This window comes from Chitinophaga sp. G7 BAM 1005, from assembly GCF_057126945.1.
Genome location: NZ_CP181478.1, coordinates 4,551,307 through 4,576,564, shown reverse-complemented (window position 1 = coordinate 4,576,564; position 25,258 = coordinate 4,551,307). Strand labels below are relative to the sequence as shown.

At 48.4% G+C, this 25,258-nt stretch carries 15 protein-coding genes; 11 read left to right on the top strand and 4 right to left on the bottom strand.

The window, feature by feature from the left end; translation table 11 throughout:
• Positions 1–5: 5 nt before the first annotated feature.
• The 10 genes from ACMXI2_RS18235 (at position 6) to ACMXI2_RS18190 (ending at position 20,866) form a co-directional block, all read left to right on the top strand.
• Entirely contained in the window at positions 6–896 is an 891-nt protein-coding gene (locus ACMXI2_RS18235) for a DUF5017 domain-containing protein (protein WP_483777514.1), read from the top strand.
• Between the two features lie 31 nt (positions 897–927).
• Entirely contained in the window at positions 928–2,646 is a 1,719-nt protein-coding gene (locus ACMXI2_RS18230; protein WP_483777513.1) for a sodium:solute symporter family protein, read from the top strand.
• Positions 2,647–2,659: 13 nt separating this feature from the next.
• Positions 2,660–5,254 (top strand): glycerophosphoryl diester phosphodiesterase, encoded by a 2,595-nt coding sequence (locus ACMXI2_RS18225; protein ID WP_483777512.1) that lies wholly within the window; start codon positions 2,660–2,662, stop codon positions 5,252–5,254.
• The gene (locus ACMXI2_RS18220) at positions 5,235–8,624 is read left to right on the top strand and encodes a hypothetical protein (protein ID WP_483777511.1); all 3,390 of its coding nucleotides are present in this window, start codon (positions 5,235–5,237) and stop codon (positions 8,622–8,624) included. The genes ACMXI2_RS18225 and ACMXI2_RS18220 overlap by 20 nt, the downstream gene beginning before the upstream one ends.
• 7 nt (positions 8,625–8,631) lie before the next feature.
• Positions 8,632–10,047 (top strand): SGNH/GDSL hydrolase family protein, encoded by a 1,416-nt coding sequence (locus ACMXI2_RS18215; protein ID WP_483777510.1) that lies wholly within the window; start codon positions 8,632–8,634, stop codon positions 10,045–10,047.
• A 146-nt stretch (positions 10,048–10,193) separates the two neighbouring features.
• Entirely contained in the window at positions 10,194–12,074 is a 1,881-nt protein-coding gene (locus tag ACMXI2_RS18210) for a glycoside hydrolase family 97 protein (protein ID WP_483777509.1), read from the top strand.
• Positions 12,067–14,901, top strand: a complete 2,835-nt coding sequence (locus ACMXI2_RS18205; RefSeq protein ID WP_483777508.1) for a hypothetical protein — start codon at positions 12,067–12,069, stop codon at positions 14,899–14,901. The genes ACMXI2_RS18210 and ACMXI2_RS18205 overlap by 8 nt, the downstream gene beginning before the upstream one ends.
• Before the next feature lie 8 nt (positions 14,902–14,909).
• On the top strand, positions 14,910–16,595 hold the full coding sequence (locus ACMXI2_RS18200; protein WP_483777507.1) for a hypothetical protein: 1,686 nt from the start codon (positions 14,910–14,912) through the stop codon (positions 16,593–16,595).
• 2 nt (positions 16,596–16,597) lie between these two features.
• Positions 16,598–18,556: a glycoside hydrolase family 2 protein gene (locus ACMXI2_RS18195; protein WP_483777506.1), complete on the top strand. Its 1,959-nt coding sequence runs from the start codon at positions 16,598–16,600 to the stop codon at positions 18,554–18,556.
• Positions 18,557–18,589: 33 nt separating this feature from the next.
• Positions 18,590–20,866 (top strand): FAD-dependent oxidoreductase, encoded by a 2,277-nt coding sequence (locus ACMXI2_RS18190; RefSeq protein WP_483777505.1) that lies wholly within the window; start codon positions 18,590–18,592, stop codon positions 20,864–20,866.
• Positions 20,867–21,018: 152 nt separating this feature from the next.
• Here ACMXI2_RS18190 and ACMXI2_RS18185 read toward each other — a convergent pair whose 3' ends face one another.
• The 4 genes from ACMXI2_RS18185 to xth form a co-directional block, all read right to left on the bottom strand.
• Positions 21,019–21,768 (bottom strand): AAA family ATPase, encoded by a 750-nt coding sequence (locus ACMXI2_RS18185; protein WP_483777504.1) that lies wholly within the window; start codon positions 21,766–21,768, stop codon positions 21,019–21,021.
• A 138-nt stretch (positions 21,769–21,906) separates the two neighbouring features.
• On the bottom strand, positions 21,907–23,208 hold the full coding sequence (locus tag ACMXI2_RS18180; RefSeq protein ID WP_483777503.1) for an esterase-like activity of phytase family protein: 1,302 nt from the start codon (positions 23,206–23,208) through the stop codon (positions 21,907–21,909).
• Positions 23,209–23,290: 82 nt separating this feature from the next.
• Entirely contained in the window at positions 23,291–23,539 is a 249-nt protein-coding gene (locus ACMXI2_RS18175) for a DUF4342 domain-containing protein (protein ID WP_483777502.1), read from the bottom strand.
• A gap of 52 nt (positions 23,540–23,591) precedes the next feature.
• Positions 23,592–24,365 (bottom strand): exodeoxyribonuclease III, encoded by a 774-nt coding sequence (gene xth, locus ACMXI2_RS18170; protein ID WP_483777501.1) that lies wholly within the window; start codon positions 24,363–24,365, stop codon positions 23,592–23,594.
• A 168-nt stretch (positions 24,366–24,533) separates the two neighbouring features.
• Here xth and ACMXI2_RS18165 point away from each other — a divergent pair, with 168 nt between their 5' ends.
• Complete coding sequence (locus ACMXI2_RS18165) at positions 24,534–25,235, top strand: DUF2461 domain-containing protein (protein ID WP_483777500.1); 702 nt, start codon at positions 24,534–24,536, stop codon at positions 25,233–25,235.
• Positions 25,236–25,258 lie beyond the last annotated feature (23 nt).

The window sequence follows — 25,258 nt, the reverse complement described above, 5'->3', positions numbered from 1 at the left end:
TTAATATGCGAAATTCAATATACCTGTTGATCATTGTTATTATATTTATCTCCTGTGCAAAGGAGAAAGTAACGACACCATCGCTGGAAGTAACTACCTCCTCACTTACCTATAAGGCAGGAGATACCGTTACCTTTAACTTTGCCGGCAATCCGGACAATATCACCTTCTATTCCGGCGAACCCGGCCACAACTACGAATTCAGGGACCGCACCAGCGCAGAAAACGATCTGCAGATAAATTTTAAAACATGGGTGCAGTTCGGGCTGATCTATAAAAATCTGCAACTGCTGGTATCTAACAACTATTCCGGCGTAGCAGATACCACCAATGTAAGAGCTGCCACCTGGACGGATATTTCAGACCGCGCCGTATTTTCCACCGGGCAGGACAATACACCGTCAGGTACCATCAGCCTGAAAGAATTTGCGGACCCGAAAAATACCGCCGCCCGCATTTACGTTGCTTTTAAATATACAGACTATAAAAAAACACAGGGACAAAACCGCTGGGTGATCCGGACCTTTGAAGCCAATAATATTTCAGCCGATGGCGTAGTATCGCCGGTAGCCGTACTATCCAGCGGGGGATGGAAAGCATTCGACTTTAAAAACCCCGCATCCGTGTGGTCGGTTACCACCGCACAGCTGTTGATGTTTGGCGGTAATAAAGATGCAGATGATAATGAAGACTGGGTAATCACCAAAGGGTTTGATCCCTTCTATATTAAGCCGGATGCCGGGGTAGCGCTGAAAAATATCAGCACCGTGCTGCCTTCGTATAAATACACTTACACCAAACCGGGTACTTATAAAGTAGTATTTGATGTATCTGCGGTACGTTATAATGGTGAAAAGAGAACAACAAAAGAACTTACATTAACTATCACTCCATAGCTGAAAAGCGGGGGTTAAACGGAAACATTTGATGAACACTGTAATCGATACGTCAGTCATTATTGTATTTTCCTTATTTATTATGCTGGTGGGTTTCTCCTTTTCAAGGACAGGGAGAAACCTCAAGTCATTTTTTGCCGCTGGCGAATCAGTACCCTGGTTCATCGGGGGACTCTCACTTTTCATGAGCTTCTTTTCCGCAGGCACTTTCGTGGCATGGGGTTCCATCGCCTATAAATACGGATGGGTGGCCATCACCATACAATGGACCATGTGTATCGGCGGACTCGTAACAGGACTGTACCTCGCTCCCCGGTGGAAGGCTACCGGTAACCTCACCGCAGCGGAATTTATCAGGGAACGCCTGGGTGTAGAGGTGCAGAAGATTTATATCTACATTTTCATGGTGGTGTCGTTACTGATCAAAGGTTCTGTGCTGTATTCTGTGGCCAGGCTGGTAAGCGCTTCGCTCGGACTGCCACTGATGCCGTCTACCGTGGTGCTGGGCCTGTTTATGATTGCCTATACCGCCGTTGGCGGACTATGGGCGGTAATGGTAACAGATATATTGCAGTTCGTGATCCTCACGGCCGCCATATTGATTATTATCCCCCTGGCCTTTGATGCCGCCGGTGGTGTGCAGCATTTTCTGCATTTCTCACCCGAAGGTTTTTTCAGCGTGGTGAACGGAGAATATACCTGGGGCTTTATCCTGGCCTTTGCATTGTACCACGTGTTTTATATCGGTGGCAACTGGACCTTTGTACAGCGCTACACCAGCGTGGATGTACCCCGGTCCGCATCAAAAGTGGCTTATCTTTTCGCGGGACTGTATATCATCAGTCCCGTACTCTGGATGCTGCCACCCATGTTGTATAAAAGTATCAACCCGGGTTTGCAGGGACTGGAAACGGAAAACGCCTACCTGATGATGTGCCAGCACGTATTGCCGGCCGGCCTCATGGGACTCATTCTTACGGGTATGTACTTCTCCACCTCTGCATCGGCTAATACCGCGCTGAATGTAGTGTCGGCTGTGTTTACAAATGATATCTATAAAGGTTCCATCAACCCCGAAGCATCTGACAAAAAACTGATGAGCATTGCCCGGATCTCCTCCTGGTTCTTTGGGCTGGGAATGATTGGCATCGCCTTAATTGTTCCTTATATCGGTGGTATTGTTGAATTTACGCTGAGCATAGGCGCTGTTACCGGTGGTCCGTTGCTGGCGCCGCCTATATGGGCGCTGTTTTCAAAACGGCTAACGGGCAAGGCTACACTATATATTACCGGTATCAGCCTGGCTACTAATCTTGTATTTAAGATCATCCTTCCGCTGGTATATGGTACCGGTTTAAGCCGCGCCAACGAGATGCTGCTGGGTGTAGGATTGCCTTTTATAATGCTTGCGTTGTACGAAGCATACGCTTATTATAAAGGACTCACCAGTAATGAATATACACAGCTCAAAGCGCTGAGAACACAACGCAGGGAAACCATACGGGAAGTAGATGAAAAAGAAGAACTGGAGATAAGAAAGCAAAACAAATTCGGCCTGAAAGTAATCGCTTTTTCCCTTTCGTTTATTGCTTTGCTGTTATTCGGACTGTGTTTCTTTTCCGGAAAAAGTGCCACACTGGTAGCTGGTATTGCCACGGTGATCCTGTTAACAGCTGCCATCCCGCTCCGGGCGTCCCGGAAGGTGAAAGTTGACCCGGTGACATCGCCGGCAGCGCATTTAGTAAATTAAAAAAGATGATCCTTTGAGAAGAATATTATCAGCCGGTATATTATTTTATGCAGCGTGCGTATGCAGTATGCCCGCACAGGCGCAGCAACAAACTACGCTTGACAATAATGCACTGCATCTTTCCTGGATAAACAAAAACGGGCAATGGCATATAAAAAACGTTTCTGTACACGGGCAGCGGCTGCCTCATACCAGTGGTGAATACACGTTGTTGTACGCGAAGAACAAGCCCGGGAATACACCTGCAACGGGGTATGATAAAAAGAGCGGCTTCCTGGAGCCGCAGTATAGATACATTACCCCTTTATGGGAAGCGGCCCTGCAACCCGTTCCCATGAATACTGCCGGTGAAGCGATGTATTTTTATCCATCTTCCGTAAAAAAAAATAACAATGAGCTAACCTTCATTGCAGATAACAACAAAGCCACTATTACTTCCTCCTGGCGCCTGGATGAAAAATTCCGGACAGATATCCTGGTGGAAATATCCCTGCAGGCAAAGGAAGACGGCTACTATTCCCTGGCAACACCCACGCTGGCTACTGTTCCGGAAAATGAACTGGCCTGGGCAGGCATACCGGGATACTTTCAAAGCAATGCCGTTGAAAAAGATTTTATAAAAGCATACGCGTATATGCAGGGCATCCCCGATAAACCGGTGATTGTCCGCGAAAGAACTGCGGCTACTTTGTCGCCTTTCATCCATACAAAAAACAACCTCACACTGGCAGTAATACCTGCCCCCGGCACGGGAAGAGATCCCTGGGAGGATGACACTAAAACGCAGAGCGACTGGCTGTTGGGCCTTTCCCTGATGAACAGGAAAGCAACGCTCACGCCTACACTCTATCACCCGGTGTTGGGTGAAAAAGGTTCTCTGCTGAAGAAAGGCGATAAAGTAACCTTTTCTTTCAGGTACACCCTTCAACAGGCAGGCTGGTACACGGTGTTCAAACATGCCGTGAATGATATCTACCATTTCAATGATTTCCTCGCCCTGAAAAAGACGCGGCAATCACTCACCAGCCGCATATTGTCCATGCACAAATATGTAGTGGATAGTAAAACATCACTGTGGAATATCGAAAATTATAAGGGCATCGATATAGGCGCACAAGCCTACCTGGGCGGTGTGTATGGATCCGAAAAAGATGCCATGAAGAATTCCGACTATGGCGCTATGTGGATGCTGGCTACTGTTACAGGCGACAGCGTATTGCAGCAAACGCGCCTGCCTTATGCCCGCAATTTTAAACTGCAGCAACAGGATAATAACCCCGGCTTTTTCCACGGCGCCGCAGCAGGACAATATTATCTTACAAAAAGTAAAAGATTTACCGAAGAATGGGGGCCCTATGTGGAACCCATTGGGCTTACCTATTACATGATGATGGACATGGGGAATATCCTGCTGTTCAGTCCCCGGGACACGGTATTGAAGAAGGAGCTGCAATCCGCTGCCGACAGGCTGCTCACCTGGATGAAGCCCGAAGGGAAATGGGCTGTTGCCTACGATCACGCTTCTCAAAAGGAAATGTTTACAGAAGTGGAAGACCTGCGTCCTACTTTCTACGGACTGGTGATAGCCTGGAAAATATTGAAAGATAAAAAATACCTGGATGCCGCTAAGCGGGGAGCCGACTGGTACATCCGGCACGCTACTGCAAAAGGCCATTTTCTCGGTGTTTGCGGCGATACCCGTTTTGCGCCGGATTTTGCCACCGGTCAAAGCGCGCAGGCGCTGCTGGATCTTTACGACATCACAAAAGAACGCAGGTATTTGCAGGCAGCTGTGAGCACCGCACAATTGTATACTACTTCTGTTTATACTCACCCTGTTCCTTCCGCCAAAAGTAAAAAGGTGAATGGTATACAACGGCAGGACTGGGAGATAAGCCAGGCAGGACTAAGTTTCGAGCATGGCGGTATCCTCGGTTCTGCCAATCATCGCGGCCCCATTCTGCTGGCCAGTCATGCCGGTATGTTTGTGCGCATGTTCTCCCTCACCGGCGACTCCCTGTTCCTGAACATGGCCAGGGCCGGTGCTTTGGGAAGGGACGCGTTTGTAGACAGCACCACCAGTGTAGCCTCTTACTATTGGGATGTGATGAATAAAGGCGCGGGTCCTTACCCGCATCACGCCTGGTGGCAGGTGGGCTGGATCACCGATTACCTGCTGGCAGAAATGGAGATGCGGTCGTCAGGGAAAATTCAATTCCCGAGAGGATTTATCACGCCAAAAGTGGGTCCGCATCAAACCTATGGTTTCGCTCCGGGAAAGGTATATGGTACAAGTGCAGATTTATTGTTGAAAGATGGATTGCTGAAAACAGCTAACCCTTACCTCGATTATTACTGCGCCATCAATCAGAAAGAACAGAAGCTGTTCCTGCTGTTGCTGAACAGCGACGATGATCCGCTGAAATGCACGTTGGATATCGATTATACCAAAGTATTGCCTGATAAAACCATCAAACCAGTTGCCTGCTACCGGATCAGCAAAAATGGTAGTAAAAAGGGCACTGACATAACACATTCATTCCGGGAAGACATCACGCCTTATGGCCTGAGTGTAATAGAAATAGACTATGAACCATCCGCTAAGTAAATATTTATTCCTTGCTGTAATGATATGCCTCTGCAGCATATCAGCAGCACAGGCGCAAACCGGCTACCTGGTGGAAGCGGAAGATTTCCAGTTCAAAGGCGGATGGCAGTTGGAAAAAGTTCCGGGAGAACAAGTGTCCGGTAACACTATTCTCCGTGTATTTTCCGGTAAGGTAAAGGCGGCAGATGCCTTTACCGTGATCAATTGCAAAACCGCCGGCGCCTTTGCCGTTTGGGTACGCACCCCGGACTATCCCGCGAATAAACCCGGCACCCGTTTGTTCCAGGTAGTTATCAACGAGCAACCACTGGAAAAGGAATCGGGGCAGCATGGCAAAGAAGGCTACTATTGGGAGAAAGCCGGTACTACTACACTCGATGCCGGTGAAAATGTAATGGCACTGCACGATACGAAGAGTAATTTTGGAAGATGTGATGCGATCTTACTCGCTACTGCCGGCTTTGATCCGAACGCGGAGCCGCTGGCTTCACTACAGCGTTTTAAAACAGCGTCACTAACGGTGAAGTATATACCACCAGCACCGGCTACTGCTGCTGTGAAAAATATTTCCGGGCAAGGCGCAGCTATTGCTGGTATTAACAACGGCAAACTCCGGCTTCAATTCCTGAAAACATCTGGTCAGCAGATAGTTGCGGGTAACGGTATCCGGAAAGGCAACCAGTGGATCAACAATGAGGGAAGTAAAATATTCCTGCTCACCGCCAAAGATCCGCAGATCAGCTTCGGCAGTTTTTTCCCTTCCTGGAATGGGGCAACCGCCTCCGGCAGCTTTCAGAGCCGAGGTAAAATGTTCACGGTACTGGCCCCGGAAAGTCTTACCAATCCTTTCCTCGCAGGGGAATTGCAGGAATGCGTGCCTGCTGCTGTGAAGCAGCTATCGGACAAAAAACTGGAAGTTACCTATCAAACTGCCGGCGGACAAATACTGAAAGGTACCTGGCAACTGGAGCCGGGCAGTAGTCATTTGCTGCTAACGTTAACGTATATACCAAAACAGACAGGGTATTACAGCCTGGCAGTAACCGCTTTTGAAGGAGTAAGAAAAGAAGACGTAACCGCCATCCAGCTGCCTCCCATGTTCCAATACCAGCGCATCCCGGATAACCCGGTAATGTTACCTTCCGCCATGATGCCGCAGCCGCTGGCAATAATGGAAACGAAAGAGCGGATCGCTACTTTCATTTCCGGAACACCGGCAGATTTTCCATTGGATTGGGGAGAAGCCAGTACTTCGCCGATGGGCTTTGCTATTAAGAATAAAGAGAACGGCGTACAGCCGGTAGCGTTATCACCAGTGCTTGGCCTGGATGATTCCAGGCGCGCAGCCGGGCAATCCATCATTCGCGAATTTGCACTGGGTGCATTAGCATCAGGCTGGAACGATGCACTGGCGTATATATCAGACAGTATCTATAAAGTAAAAGATTACCGCACACAGGGGCAGGTTTCTCTCACAGAAACCGTTTTCAATATTACAGACCTGATCCGGAACGATACTGCCGCCGGCTGGGCGCCGGAACTGAAAGGCTTTTACGACATTGAAGCAGATCCGAAAGTAACGCCTACCGTTGTGCAGGCTGCACCATTGGCAGTAGTGTCGGCTGCGGTGCTGGAAAAGGACGAAGCGTTTTATATCAGCAGGGCATTACCTACCATCGAGTATACGCTGTCCCGCAGCGGCTTCCGCTGGTCGAGAGGCGTTGCCGGAACACCGTTTAATAAAGATAAACAATCGCTGGTGCTGAGTCCTTATAATTCACAATTCACCACGGCATACTACGAGGGATTACACCAGTTGCTGGGTGAAGCCAACCCCTGGCTAAAGGAAATCGCGCTTCCCGGAAATAGCATCAGGCCCGCGAAAGGATATTCCGTGAACATCCCCGCCTGGACGCAGGAACTGGCAGCTTACCGTTTCACCAAAGATAAAAGCTGGCTGGCCGCTGCCACAAAACATGCGAAAGCATATATTTCAACGGATGTGTATGGCGCTAAAACTGCGCCATTAAGTAAGCAACCTTTTTACAATGCTTCCTTTTACGCCTACTGGTGGGACCTCACAGACCTCTACGACGTAACAAAAGATATTTTCTTCCTGCGCGCCGCGGAAACTTCCGCTTTTCAAACGCTGGCAGGAATAAGGGCCTACCCGGAAGTAAAGGATCAGCTGCAAACAATTCACCCGGGCAGTACCTATGATGGTAACACAACCTTATGGTGGAAAGGCGGAGAAAAGTACCGCCTCGGATTTCCAAGAAAGAAGGGTGATGCACCGGAGAAACAGGTGCCGCAAAGCCTGGTATCTCCCGTAGGACTCGGGTTTGAACAACCCTTTACACTCTTTGATCCGGGTAAGCTGGTACGGCCGGTATTCATGAGCAGCTGGGCGCCTCACCTGTTGCGTTTATTTTCTGAAGATAACAGGACGATCTTTGAAACCTATGCCCGCAATGCAGTGATAGGCCGCTTTACAAATTATCCCGGTTACTATGCTACCGGCTTTACCGATATTACCATGCAACCGGATTTTCCTTACAAAGGCCCGGATGTAAGCTCCGTTTATTATCATCATATACCGCCGCATCTCGCATTTACGCTGGATTTCCTCATTACCGAAGCCATGCAGCGTTCGCACGGGAAAGTAAATTTTCCTTATGGCAAGCAGGATGGCTTTGTGTGGTTTAACAACCGGGTATTTGGCGGTGGCATCGGTAAAGTATTTGATGATGAAACGGTGCGCCTCTGGATGAAACGCGGGCTGGTGCAAATAGGAAACCCCGCCGTGAATTATGTGACCGCTATTTCCGAAAATCGCTTCTGGTTGCTGTTATTGAATGAGTCAACAGAAAAAGTATCTGCTGATATTCTTACTGGAAAAGAAGTAGCTGTGCAGGATAATGTGGCTGCCGCATATTATGCAACAGCCACGGCTTCGCCGGCCACTATTCAGATGAATAACCGGAAACTGCGTGTAGCCGTTGACGGTAAGGGATTTTCTGCCGTCTCATTTCCATTGAGAACAAAGAACGAAGTAAAAAAAGTAATACCGGTAAAGAACGGCATGCACGTGCTGGACCTCGGCGCCGGCATCGGCAAATGCTATGCCTTCAGGATACGTTCTCCCTTCGGATGGGATGCGATATATACCTACCTGGAATCACCACCTGAAGCGGGTTTGCAGGCAACCTTCCGTTTAAATGGAGACAGCCGTGTTATCACTGCTTATCCTTATGAAAGCTCGTTTTATCCCGTGAACACAACCGCAGGAGCGGTGCTGAAAGTAAAGGTAACCACCTCCGGCGGACAGGTAAAAGAAGGAATCATCACATTTGATAACAACTCGAAATGATACTCATATGAAGCATTATTTTATCCTGGTATTATGTATAGGGATGTCGTTGGAAATAACAGCACAGAATAAAGAAGATGCCGAAAGAGCAAGACTGATCGCCGTTTCGCAGGCAGGCGCCTCGCCGCTGTATTTTAACCCGGCTGATAACGCGGCGCCATTAATAGCGCCCGGCAACTTTAATAACCCGGCGGAATGCACGGTACGTAATGGCGCGCCTCACTTCTTCAAAAAAGTGTCGTCAGGAAAGCCGGTCACTATCGGCTTTATCGGAGGAAGTATTACGCAGGGGAATCAATGCTACCGGCCACAGGCTACCCGTTATATCCAGTCCATGTATCCGTCTGTAACCATGAAAGGCATTAATGCCGGTGTTTCCGGAACCGGAACTGATCTGGGCGCCTGCCGCCTCCGGGATCAGCTGCTGCAATATCACCCCGACCTGGTATTTGTGGAGTTTGCCGTGAATGGCGCCTATACAGATGGGATGGAAGGCATTGTGAGGCAGATACGCCAATATGATCCTACCATCGATATCTGCTTTATCTATACGGTCCATAACGGACATTTAAAAACTTACCTGGAAGGCAACATCCCTGAAAACGTGCAGGGGCTCGAAAAAATAGCGGAGCATTATCAGCTGCCATCTATACATCTCGGTATGGAAATCGCCGTGCTGGAGAAAGAGGGAAAGCTGGAGTGGAAGAGCGATAGCGTCACTGTACCGGGTAAAATTGTTTTTTCGCACGATGGCATACACCCGGTAACAGCTGGCGGCAACCTGTATGCCGCAGCCATTGCAAGAGGTATGAATAAGTTGAAACAACATACCGTTATATCTTCCAACGTATTACCCACGCCGCTGATAGCAGACAACTGGGAAGACGCGGGTATGTATGCCCCGCAGAACATCGCTACATTCAGCGCCGGCTGGAGCAGCGTTAACACCGCTAATTCTCCCCAGAAACAATTCACCGGATGGTTTCCTTATATCATGAAAGCAGATCAGCCAGGCGCGTCCTTTACCTTTAGATTCAAAGGCAGCATGTTTGGTTTTTTTGATATCGGCGGCCCCGAAATGGGACAGGTGGAAGTCATCATTGATGGTCAGCCGGCGCGATTGGCCGACGGTGGCGTAAAAGGCGCCCGCCAGCTAAAAGTGGTGGCCGCAACAGATCCCAATGGCAGTAACGTGATTAACCGGTTCAATAACTTCTGTAATAACCGGTACCGCGGCCAGTACGAGTTCATCACACTTACACCGGGCATTCATACTATCACCATCCGGGTATCTTCCGAAAAGGCAGATAAAATAAAGATCCTGGGAGATCAACAACTGGAAGATATCACGAAGAACCCCGCTAAGTACGATAAAACGGTGGTGTATATCGGGAAGATTCTTTTAAGAGGAAAGCCCCTGTAACAACAGCAACTTTTTATGGGAACATTCCCGTGAAATGGGAATGTTCCCAACTTTTTTAACTGCCCGATATTTTGAAGTTACGAAGCGCAGACTGTTAATTTGAAGGATTAAAAAACTGATACAGTATTATATTATTTCACGTTCATATGCGGTGCTTGTTAATCATAGCCTTGTTATTGCCGGTTCATTTTGCAATGGCAACAGATACACTGTTGCTGGAAAGTCCGCATAAAACACTGTGCACAAAACTTTTTACAGAACAGGGCGCCCTCACATACCAGCTACAGGCCGGCAAACAGTGGGTGATCCTGCCATCGCGGATGGGCATCAAAGTAAATAATAAAACAAGCGGCGTTCACGTACAGCAGATGTCTGTCTCCCGCAGGGAGATCATCCGGGAAACCAATCCTACCCGGTTAAATGCGGCCGTGGCTATACAGGAGGGCATCGCTTACACCATCAGCATAAAGGAAAATAATAGCAGCTATACCATAGCATGCAGGATGTTTGATAACGGCTGCGCCTTTCGCTATATAATAGATGGAACGGAAGATAAGCATGTGCAGGAAGAACTCACTTCTTTTACGGCGCCGCCTTCGTCCGGCGTATGGTATTTTGAACGCAACAACAGCTGGAAACTTCAGTCATACGCAGGGTTGTGGCAACATACTACCATCAGCCAGTTATCCACCGTTTCAGAGCAGGGGCCCATACAAGGCAAGCCGCTGGTGATTGAACTGCCGCAAAAAAAGTATGCGGTGATTACAGAAGCAGCGTTGTACAATTATAGCGGCATGCGACTCAAAGCGTCCGCCAATGGTAGTTTGCAGGTGAACTTTACAGAAGGAGATACCGGCTTTGTGGTGAAAGGCAAATTAGTTACCCCGTGGCGTACCATCCTGTATGCAGATAATCTCAATGCGCTGGTAAATAACCACGTGATTGAAAATCTTAATCCACGTCCTGATAGCCGCTTATTTGCTGATATCGCTTACATAAAGCCCGGCAAAAGTGTATGGAGCTGGATCACAAGAAATGAACACTATATGGAGCCGGCGGAAGAAACGCGGTTTATCGACGCCGCTGCCGCTCTCGGCTTTGAATATACCTTGCTGGATGAAGGCTGGGAAACCAAATGGCCCCGCAAATGGGAACAGCTGAAAGCGCTGTGCCAGGATGCAGCAAAGAAAGGAGTACATATATGGGTATGGAAAAATTCTAAAGAGATAAGAGACTCCGCGCAGCGGGATACTTTCCTCGACAGCGTAGCACTGGCGGGTGCTGTGGGCATTAAAACAGACTTTATGAACAGCGAAGCCCAACCGTTGATCGCGTTTGAAGAAGGACTGTTAAAAGCAACTGCCGCCAGGAAACTGATGGTCAACTTTCATGGCTGCCAGGCGCCTGCCGGGGAAAGCAAAACCTATCCCAACGAAATGACCCGCGAAGGTATCCGGGGTATGGAACTGAATATTATGAAAGAACCCATTCCCGCGTGGCATAACGCTGCATTGCCTTTCACCCGCTTTCTCTGCGGACATGGCGATTATACGCCCGGCTTTTTTAGTAAGAGGGGAGCCACTACCAATACGCATCAGCTGGCACTGCTGTACATTTTTAATTCGCCGTTTCAATGCATCGCGGAAAACCCGGTTACGCTGTTAAGTAATGATAGTTACAAACCCATTCTTCCATTGCTGAAAACATTACCGGTAACATGGGATGAAACCATTGTGCTGCCCGGCAGCGATATTGGCAGGATGGCGGCTTTTGCGCGCCGCAAAGGACACGATTGGTACGTAGCCGTGATCAATGGAACAGACAGTGCAGGCGCCTTTACCCTGCAACCCTCTTTTCTCGATAAAAAAAGAAAATATATAGCAACACTGATCACAGATACGTCTGATGGAAACGCCTTTGCATCAGCATCTCCAAAGATCAATGCAAAGTATTACGGGAAAATAATTATCCCCGCAACAGGCGGTTTGGTTTTAAAGTTAGCGGCACATAATAATGAAAATGATTAAAAGAATATATCGCAATATCGGGTTGTTGTGTATGACTGCTACCGCAGTGAATGCACAGCAACAGGTAGCTGTAAACCGGCAGCATATTGTTATCACCGCCGCCGGCCGCGAATACCTGTTTGCCCCGTCGTTTGTGGTGTTGTATAACACTACAGATCCAGGCATGGCGCTAAAACCCGCCGGTATTAAAAAAGTGGAATACAATGTGCTTACCTGGAAAGTAAATGATAGCGCAAAAGCCGACTTTAAGCAGAAGAAAATAAATGCTTCCGTAGCTGGTGATGGCTTCGACGACAGGATCTTGCGCAGCAAGGGAGAGTACAGAACCGCGAATATATTTAACGCCGGGGAAAGAACGGAGATCCTCGCCAATAGCATGGAACAAAAGAAGGACACCGTTTTCTTCCGTTTCCCATCTTCCCCAAAATTCCGGTTATCGGCCTATGTTATTATCTCCGCCAAACCTTACCCGGTGTTGCAGTACAGCTTCCAACCCTTGCAGGACGGCTATTACAGTATTGGTTATACCGGCGCACCGGCATCTGCGAGAGACAAGGTCGCTGCTATATGGCAACCACTGATCTGGCAGGAAAAGCGGATACCGGATGCCGCCTATCTTACACCCGCATTTATGGCTACTTTGCCTACTACGATGGTATACGATGGCGCCGCTACCATAGGTGTGCTGGCCGCGCCGGAGTACCTTCCTTTTCAGCCACTGCCTGTATTGGCCAACAGCCAGTTTGGTATTGCGCTGCTCAACAAACAGCAACAACTGCAACCACAGGTATATGCACCCATACCGGGAGGCTATGGCTCCCGCATGAACGCCGGGCAAACATTCCGTTTCGGACTTCAACTGGTAGCGGAACCGCTCGCCATCAACAATACCTATGAACGCATTGCGGAAAAAGTATTTGGCTTCCGCGACTACCGGCATAATGATATCTCTTCGCTCAACACCACGCTGGATAACATGGTGGATTACGCCATGTCTGATTATGCCTGGTTTATCGATAGTCTCAAAGGCTGCGCTTACGCTACAGACGTACCCGGCGCAGTTAAAAATGTTTCCAGTCTTAACCCGTTGGAACTGGCGCTGGTAAGGGATGATACAACGATGTTTGAAAAAAGGGCGTACCCATTAATGGAGTTTATGCTCTCAAGGGAAAAGTTCCTTTTCAGCCTGGACAGCACCCAGAAGATCCAAAGCCCCTCACGCAGGTTAAAAGGCCCGGTGGCGCCACTGTCGGAGCTGGCGGCTCTCTACGAGTTGTCAGAAGGTACCAATGATTTTTACCTGCAAATGATGCAGCAGGAATATAACACCGACCGTGTGCGTAACCTGGATGTAAAAGAAAAAGGCAATAACTGGATTAACGCCATGCACCTGTATCGCGCCACCGGCGATAAAAAATACCTGGCTGCCGCAGTAGCCAAAGCAAAGCAATACCTGGCGCAACGGGTGAATCAGCCACAAACCGCTTTTGATGATCCATTCTCCGGCAGCTTCTTTTTCTGGCCTGCTTATACGAACAGGTGGATAGAACTGTTACAACTCTACGAACTTACCGGTGATAAATCTTTCCTCGACGCAGCGGTGGAGGGAGCCCGCAATTATACGATGTTCACCTGGATGTGCCCTGCCATTCCAGATAGCCTGATCACCGTAAACAAAGGCGGCAAGGCGCCCATGTACTGGTACCTGCAATCCAAAGGACATCAGCCAATGTACTACCCGGAAGAGAATGCACCGGCATGGCGGCTTTCAGAAACCGGTCTGACCCCGGAATCGTCCGGTACCGCCACCGGTCACCGTGCTATTTTTATGGCTAACTACGCCCCGTGGATGTTACGCCTGGGATATTATGCGAAAGACAGCTTCCTCCTGAATGTAGCCAAAGCAGCCGTGATAGGCCGGTACAGGAACTTTCCCGGATATCATATCAATACAGCGCGTACTACTGCTTATGAAAAAGCAGATTTTCCGCTGCATAAACACAAAGAACAGAGCGTAAACTCTTTTCATTATAATCATATCCTGCCTATGGCTTCCATGCTGCTCGACTACCTGGTAACGGACACCTATATACGTAGTAAAGGAAGTATCCATTTTCCCGCCGCCTATATCGAAGGGTATGCCTACCTGCAAAGTAATATGTACGGTATGCAGAAGGGTTCTTTTTACCAGGATAAGAACGTGCGGCTATGGATGCCTGCAAGATTACTGCGCATCAGCAATACAGAGCTGAATTACATCGCTGCAAGGAAGGATAATAAACTGCTGCTGGCTTTTACAAATCAATCGACGCAACCCGTTACCGCTACTGTTACGGTTAATCCTGCACTGGTGAAGCTGGCTGCCGGAAGTAAAGTGACGTCATACACCGGTGCAGCGCCACAACCGGCCAAAGACAGCGCCTTTGTTGTTACCGTACCGGCTAATGGAATGGCCGCCGTGGCGATTACGGATGTAGTATATGGCGGTAGCGGATTTCAACAACAGATACTATCAGGTACCAGTAATCACAGCCCTGACTATGCCAAACTTAACACCGGTAACGCACACGCGCTGCTGTTTAAATTCGGCAGTTATAGCAGGCGCCTGTATATATACCTGGAAGACGATGATACCAAATTGAAAAACGTCTCCCTGTATTATGCAAACAGCGCCGGGAAAGAAACAAAGATCACGGATACCACCTACCCGTTTGAATTTACCGTGCCATTAACGGCATCGCAACCGGTGAAATTTCGTTTATCCGTAACCGGTATAGATGGAAAAGCAAAAGAAAGTAAAACAATAACGTTGGGAGATAAAAAATAATACCCCCTATGTACAACACGCAGATACATAAATTTCTCAGGACAACAGCAGTCATCTTGCTGACTGCCTGCATCCATGTGTCCGCACAATCCATACATGTAAAAGATTTTCAAGCTATCCCCAACGACGGACAGGATGATGCCAAAAGTATACAGGATGCATTGAATTATGCAAAAGCAAATCATATAGCCACCATACTTTTCGACAGTGGTCGTTATGATCTGCTACAGGTAAGTGCGGCCGGGCTGAATGCTTATACGGGTCTTGCCGCATATGCAGGGCTGCACTTGCAGGGCGCCGTGAGCGCGGATCATACGCCTGCCACATGGTTGGTGAAAAAGAATCCGCAGCAGAATAACACGGTATTGCCTCCGCACATGCGTTTTGATCAGTGCAGTAACCTGGTGATAGAAAACCTGGCGTTTGATAACGATCCGCAGTATGCTACTGCCGGAACCGTAATAGAGAAAGATTCCTCGCATGTAGTAGTGGAAGTATTCGACGGACTGCCGGCCGTTAACGGCATGGGCTGTTATACTGCCAATATATGGGACAGCGCTGCGCGTATGTTGAAACAGGTACCAAGTCTTACTTTCGTTGATGATGTGGCCACGCAGCAACTCTACTGGCAACTGGAAACACGGGAACAGAAGAATTATATGCGGATGAATAACGCCCGCTTTGCGTTGCGCCTTACCGTGGGAGATATAGTTTCCTGGCACTTCGGCGGAGAAACCATGTTCCAGGTGGCGATAAATAACTGCAATGATCTTGTTCTCCGGAATATCTCAATGGTAAACATCGCAGGGTTTGGCATCCATACTTACGCCTGCAAAAATATCACTGCGCAACAAATCGTATTCAAAGCCACGGGCCGGCAACTGGCCGTAGGCCCACGTGACGCCTGGAAGATAAACAGCTGCAATGGCCTGGTAGCAATAGATAGTATGTACGTGGAAGGTGTTCGCTGGGACGGGCAAAACGTGCATAGTTCCTTCTTCCAGGTGAAAGAAAGGCTTGCATATAATAAAATACGGGTATGGAAAAGGTATACGGGTATAGCCCCTTTTTTAAACGACAGCATCGGACTCTGGAATGGAAATAATGTAGTGAATAAAATGCCGGCCGGCTGGCAACCGGAACCCGCAGGTGATGGCGGGATTTATGGCGTTATCACCCTGCAGGATTCCCTGCCTGGTTTTGTACAGGCCGGCACACTTATCACGGTGTACGACTGGGATATTGATGAATACAGGTTATCGCATGCTGCCTTCAGGAACATTGCCGGATGCGCAGGCGTTATCAAATGCACCAAAGCCAGGCTGCAGCAGGTTTCCTATGATCATATAATGTATCCCGCGCTGGTGCTGGGCACAGAAATTACCACGCATAATGAAGCCACTTTCCCGCAGGATGTGATGATCAGGGAATGCAGCTTCAATGCCAGCGGATGGGTGTCGCGCATAGGTAAAGCCGGGCTGGTAGGCATTGGCAACAGCGGTACCGAAGCAATGGCGATTGGTACTATACAGTTTGAGCACTGTACCTTTTCCAATGCGCCTGTGGGTATCGATGCCAGTGGTATTAAACTGCTGAAGATTACCAATAATCATTTCATCTCGGTAAATCAATCTTTTAAAGTAAACACTAGTAACACCGGTCAGGTAATCTTTGAAAATAATACTGAAAAATGAAGATGAAAAATATACTGCTCCTGTTATTGTTATGTCCTTTCCTTGCAATGGCGCAGGGAGCTTCAAAGGCGCGGCTCAATGGCGTATGGACATTTGCGTTAGACCCGCTGGGCAGGGGAGTACCCGATAAGTGGTACGCCACAGATTTTGCTTCCGCAGGATTTGATAAAGTACAGGTGCCGCATAGTTTTTCGGTAGATAAGCGTTATTTTTTCTATACAGGAACAGCGTGGTATTTTAAAAAATTCAATGCACCTGTTTTGCGGAAAGGGGAACGTACTTTCCTGCAATTTGACGCCGTTTTTTATAAAGCAAAGATCTGGCTGAACGGGCAGGTAGCCGGTGAACACGAGGGCGGCTATACGCCTTTTGAAATAGAAGTAACGCAGTTGCTCAAAGATAAAAATACGCTTGCGGTATCGGTAAGTAATGCCTGGGACACTACCACCATTCCCGGCGCCAAAGCCAGCGATGCCAAAGATGCGCCGAATGTGACACAACTATATGCCTGGATGAACTATGGTGGCATCACAAGGCCGGTGCATGTTGTTACGCGGCCTGCTGCCTTTATACAAAACATAAAAGTGGTAGCCGAACCGGATCTTAAAAAGAGAACTGCCCGTATTCAGGTAATCACTTCGCTGAAAAATTATCAGTCGCCCGATGTAAAAGTTAACATCTATCAGTCGGGTAACAAAAATAGTATCCGCTTTAAACAAACAGCCGCCAATGCTTCACAGGTAACACTGGAAGGCGTGCTGCCGTCTGCAAAATTATGGAGCCAGGACGCGCCGGATCTTTATGAAGCGGAGGTGATTGCCGGTGCTGATACGATGAGGAAAACATTTGGCATCCGCCGGCTGGAAATTAAAGGCACGCAACTGTTGCTGAATGGGGAACCTATCCGTATGGGCGGCTGTAACCGGCCGCTGGACTATCCCGGGTACGGTTCCCTTGATCCGGATGATGTGTTGGAAAAAGACCTGGGCCTTATCAAAAGTGGCAGCATGGAATTGTCCAGGATCAGCCACTACCCGGTGTCTGAAAGTATGCTCAACTGGGCGGATAAACATGGCCTGCTCATCATCACTGAAGCCGGTAACTGGCAAATGACGCCCCGCCAGATGGCCGATCCGCTGATGCGGGCGAAGTATCAGTCGCAGCTGAAGGAAATGGTGGAACGCGACTGGAATCACCCCAGCATCATTGCCTATAGCCTGGGAAATGAATTCCAGTCGCAAACACCGGAAGGTATTTCCTGGGTAAAGGATATGGGCGTATATGTAAAATCATTGGATGCGAGTCGCCTTGTAACCTTTGCCAGCTTTAATGTTTGGCGCGATTATGTAAAACGCCCGGAAGATGAAGCTTCGCTGTACGTGGATTTTATCAGCACCAATATTTATGGCAACGATCAGCTGGCGCATCTCCGGCATATTCATGAAATATATCCCAACAAACCCGTTTACATCAGCGAGTTTGGTATGCGGCTGCCACAAAACGGGAAAGAAGAAGACCGCATCGCCTATTTCAAAAGAGCTATGCAGGTATTCCGCCAGTGCGATTACCTCATTGGCGCCTCCGTATGGACGTTTAACGACTACATGAGCCGGTATCCCGGAACAGATGCAAACGGTTACCGCGCATGGGGACTGGTGGCGCCTGACAGAACCCTGCGTTCCGTGTACGCTGTATGGCAGGAGGAATTTTCTCCCGCTATTATTGAACTGGTAAAGATAAATGAAGATAAGGCCATTGTTAAGATCACTGCCCGTGTTGACTTTCCTTCTTACGTATTACGCAATTACCAGCTCAGGTATGGCAACAATTCAGTGGAGTTACGCACACTGAAGCCCGGTGAAAGCCAGGAAGTAACCATACCCGTTACCGGTAAAACGCTCACTGTAGCATTGGTGAAACCCGGTGGCTTTGTAGTAGTAACAAAAAATATCAAGGAATAGCACGCGAATCGCTAAAATTATAACCGTACAATCATGATAAAATCTGGAGAAACAAACAGCCGCTCTTTCCCCGGCATAGCCCTCAACGCGGACCTGGTCATCACCGGTGGTGGCCTTTCAGGCGTGTGCTGTGCCATCACAGCGGCCAGGCAAGGATTAAAAGTGGTACTGGTGCAGGACAGACCGGTACTTGGAGGGAATTCAAGCAGTGAAATCCGCTTATGGATACTGGGCGCCACATCACACATGGGCAATAACAATCGCTGGGCGAGGGAAGGTGGTTTGGTTGATGAGATCCTGGTAGAAAATACCTATCGTAACCCGGAAGGTAACCCTATTATATTTGATATGGTGCTGCTGGATAAAGTGAAGAGAGAACCGAATATCACCCTGTTGTTAAATACAGCCGTATACGCAGTCGAAAAAAAGGACGCTACTACCATCAGCTCGGTGAAAGCTTTTTGCAGCCAGAACCAGAAAGAATATGTATTGAGCGCCCCCTTGTTCTGCGATGCCTCCGGCGATGGGGTAGTGGGCTTCCTGTCGGGCGCCGCCTTCCGCATGGGCGCAGAAAGCAGGGAAGAATTCGGTGAAAAATTTGCTCCTTCCGCCACCTATGGAGAACTACTCGGACACACCCTGTATTTTTACAGTAAAGATACCGGCAAGCCGGTAACATTCATCCCTCCTGAGTTTGCCCTGAAAGACATTACAAAGATCCCGCGGTTTAAAACATTCAACGCAAAGGATTTCGGCTGCCGCCTCTGGTGGGTGGAATATGGCGGCCGGCTTGATACCGTACACGATACAGAAGATATCAAATGGGAGTTGTGGAAAGTCATATACGGCGTATGGGACTATATCAAAAACTCCGGCAACTTCCCCGAAGCAGCCACGCTTACCCTGGAATGGGTTGGCGCTATCCCCGGCAAAAGGGAAAGTCGCCGCTTTGAGGGAGATTACATGATGAAACAACAGGATGTTATTGAACAACGCACCCATGAAGATGCGGTGGCATTCGGCGGCTGGTCTGTTGATCTGCATCCCGCCGACGGCGTTTTCAGTGAAAAACCCGGTTGCAATCAATGGCATAGCAAAGGCATCTACCAGGTTCCCTACCGCAGCCTGTACAGCAATAATATCACCAACCTCTTCCTGGCAGGACGCATCATCAGCGCGTCGCACGTGGCGTTCGCCTCCACCCGGGTAATGGCTACCGCGGCTTATGTGTCGCAGGCCGTGGGAGTAGCCGCCGCTGTTTGTAAAGAGAAAAATATTTTGCCCGCAGACATTTTTAACAAAGGACACATTGCCGCCTTACAACAACGCTTGCTTAAAACCGGGCAATATGTTCCCGGGTTAGTATTAAAGGATAGCCAGGACCTTGTACAATCCGCTGTGATCACCGCATCCAGCGAACTGGTGTTTAAAGAGTTTCCGGGTAAACCGCTCCTGAAGCCGTTAACGCTTTCCGTAGCACAGATGCTGCCTTTGCAAAAAGGAGAAGTGGCTCCCTTTGTTTTTCATGCGGATGCCACCGGCAATACCGAACTGGAAGTGGAACTGCGTATCAGCAGTAAGCCCGGCAACTACACGCCGGATATCACCCTGGTAAAACAAACGATCCCGTTACATCCCGGCAGAAATTGTGTGGACCTTCGCTTTAATACATCTATGGAAAATACCGCCTACGCATTCGTCACCTTTATGAAAAATCCGGCGGTGGAATTGCATTTTACAGAGAAGAGAGTAACCGGGATGTTGTCTGTATTCAATAGCGTAAATAAAGCTGTTTCCAATTACGGCAAACAAACGCCTCCGGAAGATATCGGCATGGAAGCATTTGAGTTCTGGTGCCCGCAACGCCGGCCGGAAGGGCATAATATCGATTTAAAATATCACCAGGGCATCAATCTGTTTCAGGCAGAAAATATCCGTAACGGAACCGACCGGCCTACGTCCGCCCCCAATGCCTGGGTGGCCGACTGGAACGATCCGCAGCCCCGGTTAACGCTGAAATGGAATGTACCGCAAGAGATCAGTACCATCGACCTGTTCCTGGATACAGATTATGATCATCCGATGGAATCCGTATTGATGTCGCATCCCGAAACAGTAATGCCTTTCTGCGTAAGACATTACAGGATCAAAGATGCCGCCGGAAATATCGTAGCAGAGAAAACAGATAATTACCAGACGCACAACCGTATTCAATTGCAGCAACCTGTTATAACGGATACATTGATCATTGAGCTGGAGCATCCGTCTGCCAATGTGCCTGCTGCGTTGTTTACGGTACGTTGTTATTAGAGAAGTGTTCGTTTTGATTCCTATACTATAAGCATGGAGAAACCTTCAGATCGGGAGATCTGGAGGTTTTTTACCATTAAATTCCCCGGAACAAACGCATGGAGTGAACTGCGTTATACAGCGTATAGTTGTGTGGTGCCTGTTTTAAAAGATTAAACATCTTCCAGCAGGATCTTCACCATGTTCTCGTAGTTGTTAATAAAATGGTGGGAGATCTTGTAATTTTCTGTTTCTGTGTAACTGGTTTTTTTGATCCCGCTTTCTGTGAGCTGGTAAATAATGGAATCGGGGTAAGCCATTACAATAGGGGAGTGCGTGGCAATAATGAACTGCGACTGCTGCCCGATCAGCTGATGCATCCTTGTAAGCATAGCCATTTGCCGCGTAGGGGAAAGCGCGGCTTCGGGTTCATCCAGTATGTACAGGCCGTTGCCGGAAAAGCGATGCACCAGCAAAGACCAGAACGCCTCCCCGTGTGATTGCTCATGTAAGGACACGCCGCCATAACTGTCAATCACTTTCGGGGCGTCACCTTCTTTATCCAGTTCTTCAATATTGGTACCCACGTTAAAAAAACTCTCGCCTCTCAGGAAAAATCCATCCTTTGCGCGCACTGCTGCCCTGGCTACCCGGATATACTGATGCAATATGGAATGGGAAGCGCGGGTGGAGAAACTGAAATTCAACGATCCGCCTTCCGGGTTAAAACCACAGGCCACGGCAATAGCTTCTATCAGGGTGGATTTACCCATACCGTTTTCACCGGAAAGATAAGTAACCTTAGGATGCAGCTGCAGGGTTGAAAGGTTTTTCAACGCTGGTATGTTAAAAGGATATTCCCCGGGAACAGTGATCTTTTCCCTGTTGAGTGTAATTGCTGTTAAGCCCCTTTGCGTAAGCATAGCTTTTCTTTATTTGGGGTGAAAATAAGGGAAAACCTTAATAGAAAGTAACCTGTCCGCTATCCATGTTTTAAACGCCTGTATAACGCACAACGCCCGCGCTCGGCGCAGGCGTTGCAGGTTAAAGTAATATATCGTTTAAAACAGTGGTGTAGCGAGCTTAATAAAATACACTGTATTAAAATCCGTTTTACCGGTAAGCGGCAGTATTTTCTGGATATAAGTATTGTTAACCGGATCGGGAGGAACGATACCAAAGTCATCATCGTTGCTAACCGCCAGGGTAGTGCTGTTCACCAGTACAATACCTTCCGGTTTATCATGCGGATAACCGGTAATATCTTTCAACAGATCAACCACCAGCGATTTGGAAACGGTTTTAATACCGGCTGTTTGCAGTTCTGTGTCCGTTAATACTTCCACTGTTTTGCCATTCACCAGTTTGCCGCCTGCGCCATCAGTTGCATCAGAAATATCAGTGGCCGCCGACAGATCAATTTTATAGATCCTTTTAATCAATGATGGTTTGGCCGGATCTCCAGGGAACTCCCCGTCGCGCTCCAATACCAGGAAGGTAGTGTTGCTGATCACAGTGATTTCACTGTTGGCGGTATTTTTGTTTTCCAGTTTATAGAGGTATTGCTTCGTTTGACCGGAGGCGATATCATAGGTGAGGATACGGGTAAACAGGGAGTTCTTCACCGCATCTTTGGTAGGATTGTATAAAGGCGATTGCATAATACCGACCAGTGTTTTGCCGTCGGGCGTAATGGTGAGCCCTTCCATGCCGCGGTTGGCACGGCGCATAGCAAATACTTTCGGGATCTTCCGGCCACCGGCGCCGGTGCCAAAGGGGTTGATCCTTTCCAGCGTTTTACCGCTTCTGTCGAGGTGTACCAGGTGAGGTCCGTACTCATCGCTCAACCAGAAAGTTCCGTCAGCTGCCACGGCAAGACCTTCGCAGTCGATGCCCTCTGCGTCTTCAGGAAGCGTTTTACCATCTTTATCCAGCGCCACTTCTCCTGTACCGCCTGATCCTGCAGGATTTGGAAGTCCTGTTACCGGTACGTTCGCCGCGGATTTGATGTGAATGGTTTCTACCAATACCAATGAATCGCCGTTTAATTTAAACTTCCCGATCTGTGGATTAAATCCGGGTACGGCAAATATTTTGGAGTCCTTGATAATGCCATCTGCATTCGGGCCACGGTCAGTCATCAGGTAAAAATAACCTGGCTGCCCGGGTACGTTTACAATAGAAGATCCATAACCGCCATTATACACTTTTACGCCGGCGGTGTTGGTGGTCATTACTACAGCACCAGCGAGGGTGGCTTTGGCAGGATAAGAAATATTATTGTTGTCAGGAGGGGTGTCGTTTTTCTGGCAGGCAAAAAGGAACACAAATCCCAATGGAGCAAAGTAGCGTACTACAGTCATAGTGGTTGATACGTTTAGGGCGCAAATGTGCCCTTTCCGTATGAAGACTATGTTACCGGAATATTATCAAATCATGAAATTGCTATTCCTTTTCAGGTTCCCTTTCTACCGTAATGCTGCACTCGCCGATGAGGGCTGCCAGTGCGCCAACAGCTGCAAAAACAGGCGCCAGTAATGCACCCACCACTCCGATGGTAAGGGGGAAGGTCATCAGTTCTTTCCCTTCTTTATCCGTGATAGTGATCTTTCTTACATTGCCTTCTGCTATCAGTTCCTTGATCTTTTTTAACAGGTTCTCACCGTGGAGGGTGAACGTTTCTTTTGTGGTCATAGTAAACAGGTATTTGATCTTTTAAGGTACTAAGAATTGGTGAGATAATCCGCTACTCTGCCAACTCTATCCATACAGGTGCATGATCGCTGCTTTTCTCCCATCCGCGCACATTACGGTCTACCCCGCCGGCAACAAGGCGGCTATCGAGCTGCGGGCTCAGTAAAAAGTGATCGATACGCAAGCCGGCGTCACGGCCATACGCATTGCGGAAATAATCCCAGAAGGTATAGATCTTTTCATCAGGGTATAGTTTCCGGATGGCATCTGTCCAGCCCAGATCTCTCAGCATTCTGAATGCTTCACGTGTTTCCGGGCGAAACAGTGCGTCATCTACCCAACGTTCCGGTTTGTATACATCCAGTTCGGTGGGCATTACGTTATAGTCGCCTGTGAGTACTACCGGTATTTTGGCCGCCAGCAGCTCTTCGGCATGTGTTGTCAGGCGTTTAAACCAGTTTAGTTTGTAATCGAATTTAGGGCCGGGAGCGGGATTGCCGTTTGGTAAATAAAGACAGCCGATCGTGATGTTATTGATCTCGGCTTCAATATAACGGCTATGGATATCTTCGGGGTCGCCGGGAAGCGTTCTTCTTATTTCCTTAGGCTCACCTATCCGGGAGAGGATCGCTACGCCGTTCCAGCTTTTCTGTCCATGCCAGATAGGAAGATAGCCGGCATCGCGGATAGCCTGCTCCGGAAATTTTTCAGGAGGCGCCTTTAGTTCCTGCAGACAGGCCACATCAGGAGCCGTTTCCTTTAACCAGCGCAGTAATACCGGAAGACGTCCATTGACGCCGTTAACATTGTACGTGGCTATTTTCATGGATGCTGTTTTATTTGTTTGGGTTCCTGTTTCAGCAGCATAATTCCGCTGCCAGGCGTTTGTGAATATATGTAATTATCTGCTTCCGTTTGCCCCGGCAAACGGAAAAACTTACTTTTGTAAAACCTGTTATCACCCGGTAGCAGGTTTTATAAATTACGGAACATCATGGCTAAGAAGCATATATCACAACCACACATACACCCGTCGGGCTTTAATTTTTTAAGTAAATTAAAAGAGAATAATAACAGGGATTGGTTTAATACCCACAAACCCACTTACCAGAAAGAACTGGCCCTGGTAGAAGAATTTGCAGAAGCACTGCTGGCAGAGCTTTCGGTACACGACCTGATAGAAACGCCCTCCGGTAAAAAAAGCCTGTTCCGCATTTACAGGGATACCCGCTTCTCCAACGATAAAACTCCTTATAAAACCCACTGGAGCGGCAGCTTTAAACGTGCCACCAAATTCCGCAGGGGCGGATATTATTTCCATATTGAAGAAGGTAACAGCTTTGTGGCAGGCGGCTTCTGGGGCCCCGTTCCGGAAGACCTGAAGCGGATCCGGGAAGAGATCGCGTTTGATCCCGCATCACTGAGAAAGATTCTCAACAGCAAATCTTTCAAAACTTTCTTTAAAACGCTGGAAGGAGAACAGCTAAAAACGGCTCCCAAAGGTTTCGCCCCGGATCATGAAGCCATCGACCTGTTGCGTCATAAACAGTTTGTGCTGGTGAGGAAGTTTTCTGATAAGGAAGTGTTAGGCGAAGATTTTCTGAAAGAAGTAAACCTCACATTTAAAGCCATGCGCCCGTTTTTAGACTACATGAGCGAAGCGCTTACAATGGACCCTAACGGCCTTACAGAGTAGATGTAAGTGGTGTGATTCCGCTG

Coding starts and splice junctions, on each gene's coding strand:
- ACMXI2_RS18235 (WP_483777514.1), top strand. CDS start 6: ATGCGAAATTCAATATACCTGTTGATCATTGTTATTATATTTATCTCC.
- ACMXI2_RS18230 (WP_483777513.1), top strand. CDS start 928: ATGAACACTGTAATCGATACGTCAGTCATTATTGTATTTTCCTTATTT.
- ACMXI2_RS18220 (WP_483777511.1), top strand. CDS start 5,235: ATGAACCATCCGCTAAGTAAATATTTATTCCTTGCTGTAATGATATGC.
- ACMXI2_RS18215 (WP_483777510.1), top strand. CDS start 8,632: ATGAAGCATTATTTTATCCTGGTATTATGTATAGGGATGTCGTTGGAA.
- ACMXI2_RS18210 (WP_483777509.1), top strand. CDS start 10,194: ATGCGGTGCTTGTTAATCATAGCCTTGTTATTGCCGGTTCATTTTGCA.
- ACMXI2_RS18205 (WP_483777508.1), top strand. CDS start 12,067: ATGATTAAAAGAATATATCGCAATATCGGGTTGTTGTGTATGACTGCT.
- ACMXI2_RS18200 (WP_483777507.1), top strand. CDS start 14,910: ATGTACAACACGCAGATACATAAATTTCTCAGGACAACAGCAGTCATC.
- ACMXI2_RS18195 (WP_483777506.1), top strand. CDS start 16,598: ATGAAAAATATACTGCTCCTGTTATTGTTATGTCCTTTCCTTGCAATG.
- ACMXI2_RS18190 (WP_483777505.1), top strand. CDS start 18,590: ATGATAAAATCTGGAGAAACAAACAGCCGCTCTTTCCCCGGCATAGCC.
- ACMXI2_RS18185 (WP_483777504.1), bottom strand. CDS start 21,768: ATGCTTACGCAAAGGGGCTTAACAGCAATTACACTCAACAGGGAAAAG.
- ACMXI2_RS18180 (WP_483777503.1), bottom strand. CDS start 23,208: ATGACTGTAGTACGCTACTTTGCTCCATTGGGATTTGTGTTCCTTTTT.
- ACMXI2_RS18175 (WP_483777502.1), bottom strand. CDS start 23,539: ATGACCACAAAAGAAACGTTCACCCTCCACGGTGAGAACCTGTTAAAA.
- xth (WP_483777501.1), bottom strand. CDS start 24,365: ATGAAAATAGCCACGTACAATGTTAACGGCGTCAATGGACGTCTTCCG.
- ACMXI2_RS18165 (WP_483777500.1), top strand. CDS start 24,534: ATGGCTAAGAAGCATATATCACAACCACACATACACCCGTCGGGCTTT.